The organism is Pseudomonas emilianonis (assembly GCF_023072625.1).
Lineage (GTDB): Bacteria > Pseudomonadota > Gammaproteobacteria > Pseudomonadales > Pseudomonadaceae > Aquipseudomonas > Aquipseudomonas paraveronii.
In genome coordinates, this window is sequence record NZ_JAKNRV010000260.1 from 1 (window position 1) to 7,456 (window position 7,456).

A 7,456-nucleotide genomic window follows, 5' to 3' on the forward strand; every position below is an offset into this window, starting at 1 on the left:
GCTGGTTTATTTCGCTTACATTTTCCCGTTGCTGCTGGCGATCAAGACCTGGCAGATCTTCCGCCAGCGTCATGAGCCGTGGCAGTGGAGTGGCTGGCTGTTTTCCTGGCGCCTGATCGGCCTGATGGGCGGGCGCGAGGCGCAGTTGGACCTGGCGCAAGTACTGGGCAAGCGTGTGCAACTGCTCGGCTCGACCCTGCGCAGCCGCGACGATCAGTTCAAGGCCGACCTGTTCAGTGATCTGAGCCAGCATGTCTGGCCGTTGTTTGCCGAAGGCCGCTTGAGCCCGCAACTGGCCAAGACCTTCCCGATCAAGGATGCCGAGGCGGCGTTTGCTGAGCTTGCGACCAACCAGATTTCCGGGAAATTGGTGTTGGTGATCGACGCCAGCCTGACCTGACCTCGAATTGGAATAAGGTCAATGTGGGAGGGGGCTTGCCCCCGATGGAGGTGTGTCAGATGAAGAATTCTTCACTGATCCACCGCCATCGGGGGCAAGCCCCCTCCCACATTTGGATCTCGGTTGAGTCAGACCCAGTGGTGGATTGGCCAGCCGGCTTTTTCGGCGTGCTCGCGCAACACCGGGTCGGGGTTCACCACCTGCGGATGATCCACTTTCAGCAGTAACGGCAAATCATTGCGCGAATCCGAATAGAAGTACGCGCCTTCCAGGGTTTCACCTTCCTGTTCCAGCCATTCGAGCAAGCGCGTGATCTTGCCTTCGCGGTAGGTCAGGACGCCGACGGTACGGCCGCTGTACACGCCGTGGCTAACATCCAGTTCAATGCCCAATACTTCATCGATACCGATACGCGCCGCAATCGGCGTGACCAAGTGGGTGCCCGACGCGGAAATCACCAGGACCCGGTCGCCGTTCGCGCGGTGGCGGGCGATGGTGCGGGTGGCGTCGCTGTAGATCAGCGGTTCGATGACGTCCTCGACCCAGGGCTCCACCAGATGCTCGATTTCCTCCGGCGTGCGGCCGATCATCGGCTCCAGGCTGAAGTCCATGAACACTTCCATGGCCAGCTTGCCCTGGCTGTAGGCGTCCATCAGTTCGTTGTTCTTGCGCATGAACGACTCGGGGTCGACCCAGGCCAGGCGGCCCATCTGCTCGCTCCACAGGGTGGCGCAGTCGCCGTGGATCAGGGTGTCGTCCAAATCAAAAATTACCAATGCCATCCGTTACGCTCTCTCATTAATGCAATACCGCTCAGGCTACTTCACACAGTGCGCTTGGGTCGATGGAAAGTGCCAGGCGCTGGCCGTCAGGGTGCAGATCGTCCGCCGAGCGGTTGAGCACGTCCACCACCAATTCCACGCCGCGCGCTTCGATGCGGTAGCGAATCACGTTGCCCAGCAGGCTGTGGCTGCGCACCAGGGCGTCGAGTTCGCCGCTGCGGCTCAGTTCGATGGCTTCCGGGCGAATCGCGATGCGCCCGCTGATCGGCCGTTGCAGCAGTTGGCTGGCCTTGTCCGCGTCGAGCAGGTTGTAGTTGCCGATGAACCCGGCGGCAAACGCATCCACCGGCGCGGTGTAGAGGGTTTCGGCATCGCCGCTCTGGACGATCTTGCCCTGGTTCATCAGGAAGATCCGGTCGGACATGGTCAGCGCTTCTTCCTGGTCATGGGTCACGAAGATCGTAGTCAGGCCTAATTCGCGCTGGATCTGGCGGATCTGCTCGCGCAGGTGCTTGCGAATGCGCGCATCCAGCGCCGACAGCGGTTCATCCAGCAGCAACAGGCGCGGGCGGGTGACCAGGGAGCGGGCGAGGGCCACGCGCTGGCACTGGCCGCCGGACATCTGGTGCGGGTAGCGCCCGGCCAGGTCCTTGAGTTCCACCAGTTGCAACACGTCCTGCACGCGTTTGTGGCTGTCGTCGGCGTTGACCTTTTGCATGCGCAGGCCGAAGGCGACGTTCTGTTCCACGGTCATGTTGGGGAACAGCGCATAGCTCTGGAACACCATGCCGATCTGCCGTTTCTGCGGGCTCAGGGGCACGATGTCCTGGCCGTCGAGGAGGATCTGGCCACTGTCCACCGACGTCAGGCCGGCGATGCAGCGCAGCAAGGTCGATTTGCCGCAGCCGGACGGGCCGAGCAGGGTGACGAATTCGCCCTTGGCGATCTCGCAATTGATGTCACTGAACACCGGGGTGCCGGCGTAGCCTTTTTGCAGGTGTTGGACGCTGACGAAGCTCATTGGCTTTTGTCCTTGTTCAAGATGTTGGCGGCCCAGGTCAGCACCAGCACAAAGAAGAAATAGGAAATGACCACGGCACTGGTGAAGTGTCCGCTGCTGTTGCGCATGTTGTTCAGGTACACCTGCAGGGTTTCGTAGCGGGTGCCCACGAGGATGTTGGCGAACACGAACTCACCGAACAGGAACGAAAACGACAGCAGCAACGCCACCATCAGGCCCTTGCGCAGGTTCGGCAGCACCACCAGGATCGCCGCCTGCCAGGTGCTGGCGCCGAGCAGTTGCGCGGCGTCCATCAGGTCGCGCAGGTTGATGGCTTGCAGGTTGTTGGTGATTGCGCGGTACATGAACGGCAGCGCCACGGTGAAGTAGCAGCCGATCAGAATCCACGGCGTGCCCACCATCGCCAGCGGCCCGGAGCCATAGAGTTGCAGCAGGCCCACCGACGACACCACCGGCGGCACCGCAAAGGGCAGCAGGATCAGAATGTTCATCAGCGCGTCGAGCCTGGGGAAGTGGTAATGCACCACGAACAGCAGCGGCAGGATCAGCACCACCGACAAAATCAACGCGCCGACGCAGACCAACAGGGATTGGCCGAAAGCCATCAGAAAGCGCGGGTCACTCCATAGCTGCACGTACCATTTCACGGTAAAGCCGGCCGGCAAGATGGTTGCCGACCAACTGCTGGCAATGGAGTAGACAAAGGTGCCGATCAGCGGCAGCACCAGGATCGCGAACAACAGGTACACCACGACCCGGTGGTAGAGGGAGGCCGGGCCGGCTTCAGCGCGAGACATGGTAGCTCCTCTTGAGCAGCAGTTGATGGACCACGGTGACCACGGTCATCAGCGCCACCAGCACCACGGCCAGCGCGCTGGCCATGTTCGGGTCCAGGGAGATGTCGCCGGAGACCATCGCCGCGATACGGATCGGCAATACGTTGAAGTTGCCAGTGGTCAGCGCGTAGACCGTGGCGTAGGCGCCGAGGGCGTTGGCCAGCAGAATCACGAAGGTGCCAAGCAGCGCCGGGGTCAGCACCGGCAGGCCGATGTGGCGCCAGAACTGCCAGCCGTTGGCACCCAGCAGGGCGGCGGACTCGCGCCAGTCTTCGCGCAACGCATCGAAGGCCGGGTAGAGCAGCAACACGCCCAGCGGGATCTGGAAGTAGGTGTAGAGAATGATCAGGCCGGTCTTGGAGTATAGGTTGAAGTCCTGAATGATCCCGGCTTGCTTGAGCATGAGGGTGATACTGCCGTTGAAACCGAGCAGGATGATGAAAGCAAAGGCCAGGGGCACGCCGGCGAAGTTGCTGGTCATGTTGGCGAAGGCGGTGACGAAGTTGCGCAGCGGCGAATCCACGCGGCGCAGCGAATAGCTGCCGAGCACCGAAATGATGATGCCGAACACGCTGGAGTAGAAGCTGATCTCCAGGCTGTACTGGATCGCCTGCAGGTAGAACTTCGAACTGAAGATCTTGCTGAAGTTGGCCAGGCCCCAGCCGAACTCTTCCGATTGCAGGCTGTTGATCATCACCCACGCCAGCGGGGCAATTTCAAACACGATGAAGAACAGTGCGAAGGGCACCAGGCAGAGGATTGCCAGCCATTTACTGCGGGTCATGGCACTCACTTCAACAGCTCCCGGCAGACAGGTTTGTCGTGGGGCACGCCCAGCAACGCGCAGACGGTGCCGCACAGCTCGGTTTGCCTGGGCGTGGCGTTGGGATCGAAAGTGAAGGCCGAGCCGAGCACGAACAGCGGCACCTCGCGTTCTTCCGGCAGCAGGCCGTTGTGGGAGCGGTCGTTGTTCATGCCGTGGTCGGCGGTCACCAGCACCTGATAGTCGGCGTCGAGCCAGCCTTGCAGGTAATCGGCGAGGAGGATGTCGGCCGAGCGTGCGCTGTTGCGGTATTGCGCGCTGTCGAGGCCGTGCTTGTGGCCGGCGTCGTCGATGTTCATCGGGTGGACCACGAGCAAGTTCGGCGCGTGTCTGCAGCGCAGGCTTTCGGCGTCGGCGAACAGGTGCGAATCCGGGTAGTGGTCCTGCCAGTAGAAGTGCCCGTGTTGGATCGCCAGCGTCTTGTCGTCGGTATGACGGTCGCGGGCGGCGATAAAGGGTGTGCGGTTATACAACTCGCTGACCCAGTGATAGGCCGCCGCCGCCGTGGTGAGACCGGCGTCGCGGGCGTAATGGAACAGGCTGCGCTGGTTGGACAGGCGCGAGACATGGTTGTGGACGATGCCGCTGTCGATCGGCGGCACGCCGGTGAAGATGCATTCGTAGAGCGGCCTGGAGAGGGACGGCAGTTCACATTCGAGTTTGTACAGTGCTGCGCGTCCTGCGCCGACGTAGGCTTGCAGATGCCCCATGGCATGACGGGCAACCTCGAAGTTCAGGCCGTCGAGCACCACAAGGATGACGTTGTGCTTCATAGGGGGAGACGCTCCGCAACAGATGGGGTTGGATCGGGTTTGCGGTTGGAACCGGAACACATGTGGGAGCAGGCAAGCCTGCTCCCACACTGACCGCATCTACAGCTCAGGCATTACTGCATATTGATGATGACTTCTTCCTGCCACTTCTGCGGCAGCGCCTTGGAGCTCTTCTCCCAAGCATCGGCATCCTTGATCGGGGTGACGCGCTTGTATTGCTCGTTCGGCAGCAGCTTGTCCTGTACTTCCTTCGGCAACGTCAGGTGTTCGGCGCGAATCGGCCGCGCATTGCCCTTGGCCAGGTTGATCTGGCCGGCGTCGCTGAAGATGTATTCGCGGGCCAGTTTGGCGGCATTCGGGTGCTTGGCGTATTTGTTGATGATGGTGGTGTAGCCGGAAATCACCGAACCGTCCGATGGGATCAGCACCACGTAGTCATCCGGGTTGGCCATCTTGGCTTTGTAGCTCAGGCCGTTGAAATCCCAGACCACGCCGACTTCCACTTCGCCTTTTTCCATGGTGGCGATGGTCGGGTTGGCGAGGGACAGGCGACCTTGCTTGGCGATGTCGGCGAACATCAGCAGGGCGGGTTGCAGGTTTTTTTCGTCGCCCTTGTTGGCGATGGCGGCGGCCAAGACACCGTTGGCGGCTTGGGCGGCGGTGCTCACGTCACCGATGGAGACTTTGTATTTACCGCCCTTCAAGTCAGCCCAACTGGTTGGCACGTCCGAGCCGTGCAGCAGTTTTTTGTTGACGATAAAGGCGATGGTGCCGGTGTAGGCCAGGGCCCAGTTGCCGTCTTTATCTTTCGCCCAATCCGGGACCTGGGCCCAGGTGCTTGGTTTGTAAGGCTGAACCACGCCCTGTTTCACCGCGATCGGGCCGAAGGCGGCGCCGACGTCGCCGATATCGGCACTGGCGTTGTCTTTCTCGGCGGCGAACTTGGCGATTTCCTGGGCCGAGCTCATGTCGGTATCGATGTGCTTGAGGCCGTAGGTCTTGGCCAGGTCGTCCCAGGTGCCTTTCCAGTTGGCCCAGTCATCGGGCATGCCGACGCTGTTGACGGCGCCTTCCGCTTTCGCGGCGGCTTCGAGCGTTTTTAGATCGGTATCAGCGGCCATGGCGGCGGTGCACATGGCAATGGTCGAGCCTAACAGTGATGCCAGGAAAAGCTGTTTCATCCGAAGCTCCTTTGGGCGTTTTCAACGCGGCGTTTTATATGAACGTTAGCGGTGGTGTTGGTCTAGGTCAGCAATACCTGAGCCAATCTAGGCGGGATGGATGACAGTTTCGTGTCGATGTCGTTTTTAGCGCGCCGATGTCGCTCAGCGCAGGTTTAGCGTAGACCATGCCAAAGCGCCCGCAGGCCTTGGACTTGGCCGATGGATTGCAGGGTTCGTCGCAAGGCTCGACAGGGGCTGTCATCTGTCGGTCATCTGCAATGCCTAGGCTGGCACGCAGAAGCACAAGCCCAAATATCGAGCGATTTATGCACCTGAACGGTGCTGGTCTAGTCCAGGTAGGTAACGTTGATGCGTGATGAGGCAATCAAGGCGGTGACATCCATCGGCCTGGCGCTGCAAGAGCAGATCGACCACGGCCTGTTGCCGCCAGCCAGCAAGCTGCCCGCCGAGCGCAAGCTCAGCGAGTTGTTTGGTACCACCCGGATTACGGTGCGGGAAGCCTTGTTACAACTGGAGGCCCAAGGGCAAATCTATCGCGAGGAGCGCCGTGGCTGGTTTGTCTCGCCGCCGCGCCTGGCCTACAACCTGATGCAGCGCAGCCACTTTCACGCAATGGTCAGTGACCAGGGTCGCGTGGCGTCGACCGAGGTGATCAGCGCACGGCTGCAACCGGCGTCGGCAGCGGTATGCGCGTGGCTGCAATTGCCGGCGCTGTCCAGCGTGATCCAGATCTGCCGCCGGCGCAGGATCGATGGGCGTCTGGTGTTGTATGTGGAGCACTACCTGAACCCGCAGTATTTTCCGGGAATTCTGGCGTGCGACCTGAACCAGTCGATGACCGAGCTGTACGCCCGCAAGTACGACTTGCACTACGGGCGGGTACGTTTCGAGATTGTGCCGACCTCACTGCCGGTGGAAGCCGCCGCCGCGTTGCGCGTGTCGGTGGGCAGCCCGGGCTTGCGCATCGCCCGGGTCAACTATGACCAGCATCAGCGCTTGATCGACTGCGACCTGGAGTTCTGGCGGCATGATGCCATTCACGTAGGGGTAGACGTGGTTTAACCCTGTGGCGAGGGAGCTTGCTCCCGCTGGGTCGCGAAGCGGCCCTAAAACCGGCCATGGAGTTGCATCTGGAAAAACACGCTGACTCTACTGGGGCTGCTCGCAGCCCAGCGGGAGCAAGCGCCCTCGCCACAAACCGATATCAGCGCGTGAGGGTTGTGATCAGTTGATCCACATTGGTTTCCAGCTCTGTCACCGGGTCGGCGCCGTCGACGTTCAATACCAGCAGTTGCGCGCCGCCGGCCGTCACTGCGGTTTTCACCGCCTCACTTGGCGGGCGATGGTGCAGCACCACGGCCACCTCGTTGTCCTTCAGGCGGGTGCTCAATTGCTGTAAGGCCTCGGGCGTCCAATCGGCATCTGGGCGTGCGTCGGTGTCGAGCACTTCCAGGTTCAAGCTGCTGAGCAGATATGCAAAGTGATCGCTCAAGCTGACCACGCTCAGGTTATCCGCCTGGGCCAACCGTGCTTCGCTGTCGGCGTTGAGCTTGAGCAGGCGCTGCTTGAGGGCCGCCAGGTTGGCGTCGATGTGTGCCTTCGCGCCCGGGGCCAGGCGGCTCAGGTCGGCGGCCATC

9 protein-coding genes are annotated in these 7,456 nt (G+C 61.4%); 2 read left to right on the forward strand and 7 right to left on the reverse strand.

Going from position 1 to position 7,456, the window contains the following annotated elements; all coding sequences use genetic code 11:
• A partial coding sequence (locus tag L9Z73_RS21500) for a zinc-binding dehydrogenase (RefSeq protein WP_247405194.1) occupies positions 1 to 400 on the forward strand: 400 nt, incomplete at its 5' end.
• Between the two features lie 128 nt (positions 401 to 528).
• Here the strand turns inward: L9Z73_RS21500 and L9Z73_RS21505 are convergent.
• The 6 genes from L9Z73_RS21505 to L9Z73_RS21530 form a co-directional block, all read right to left on the reverse strand.
• On the reverse strand, positions 529 to 1,182 hold the full coding sequence (locus tag L9Z73_RS21505) for an HAD family hydrolase (RefSeq protein WP_247405196.1): 654 nt from the start codon (positions 1,180 to 1,182) through the stop codon (positions 529 to 531).
• A gap of 31 nt (positions 1,183 to 1,213) precedes the next feature.
• The gene (locus L9Z73_RS21510) at positions 1,214 to 2,203 is read right to left on the reverse strand and encodes an ABC transporter ATP-binding protein (RefSeq protein WP_247405198.1); all 990 of its coding nucleotides are present in this window, start codon (positions 2,201 to 2,203) and stop codon (positions 1,214 to 1,216) included.
• Positions 2,200 to 3,000: an ABC transporter permease gene (locus L9Z73_RS21515; RefSeq protein WP_017846891.1), complete on the reverse strand. Its 801-nt coding sequence runs from the start codon at positions 2,998 to 3,000 to the stop codon at positions 2,200 to 2,202. Before L9Z73_RS21515 ends, L9Z73_RS21510 begins: the two co-directional genes overlap by 4 nt.
• On the reverse strand, positions 2,987 to 3,823 hold the full coding sequence (locus tag L9Z73_RS21520; RefSeq protein WP_247405200.1) for an ABC transporter permease: 837 nt from the start codon (positions 3,821 to 3,823) through the stop codon (positions 2,987 to 2,989). The genes L9Z73_RS21515 and L9Z73_RS21520 overlap by 14 nt, the downstream gene beginning before the upstream one ends.
• 5 nt (positions 3,824 to 3,828) lie before the next feature.
• Positions 3,829 to 4,635: an alkaline phosphatase family protein gene (locus tag L9Z73_RS21525; RefSeq protein ID WP_247405202.1), complete on the reverse strand. Its 807-nt coding sequence runs from the start codon at positions 4,633 to 4,635 to the stop codon at positions 3,829 to 3,831.
• Positions 4,636 to 4,748: 113 nt separating this feature from the next.
• Positions 4,749 to 5,816, reverse strand: a complete 1,068-nt coding sequence (locus L9Z73_RS21530) for an ABC transporter substrate-binding protein (RefSeq protein WP_247405204.1) — start codon at positions 5,814 to 5,816, stop codon at positions 4,749 to 4,751.
• 351 nt (positions 5,817 to 6,167) lie between these two features.
• On the opposite strand from L9Z73_RS21530, the gene L9Z73_RS21535 reads away from it, so the two are divergent.
• On the forward strand, positions 6,168 to 6,881 hold the full coding sequence (locus L9Z73_RS21535) for a UTRA domain-containing protein (RefSeq protein WP_010565208.1): 714 nt from the start codon (positions 6,168 to 6,170) through the stop codon (positions 6,879 to 6,881).
• 142 nt (positions 6,882 to 7,023) lie between these two features.
• On the opposite strand, the gene L9Z73_RS21540 is transcribed toward L9Z73_RS21535, so the two are convergent.
• On the reverse strand, positions 7,024 to 7,456 hold a 433-nt coding region (locus L9Z73_RS21540), incomplete at its 5' end, for a metal ABC transporter solute-binding protein, Zn/Mn family (RefSeq protein WP_247405206.1).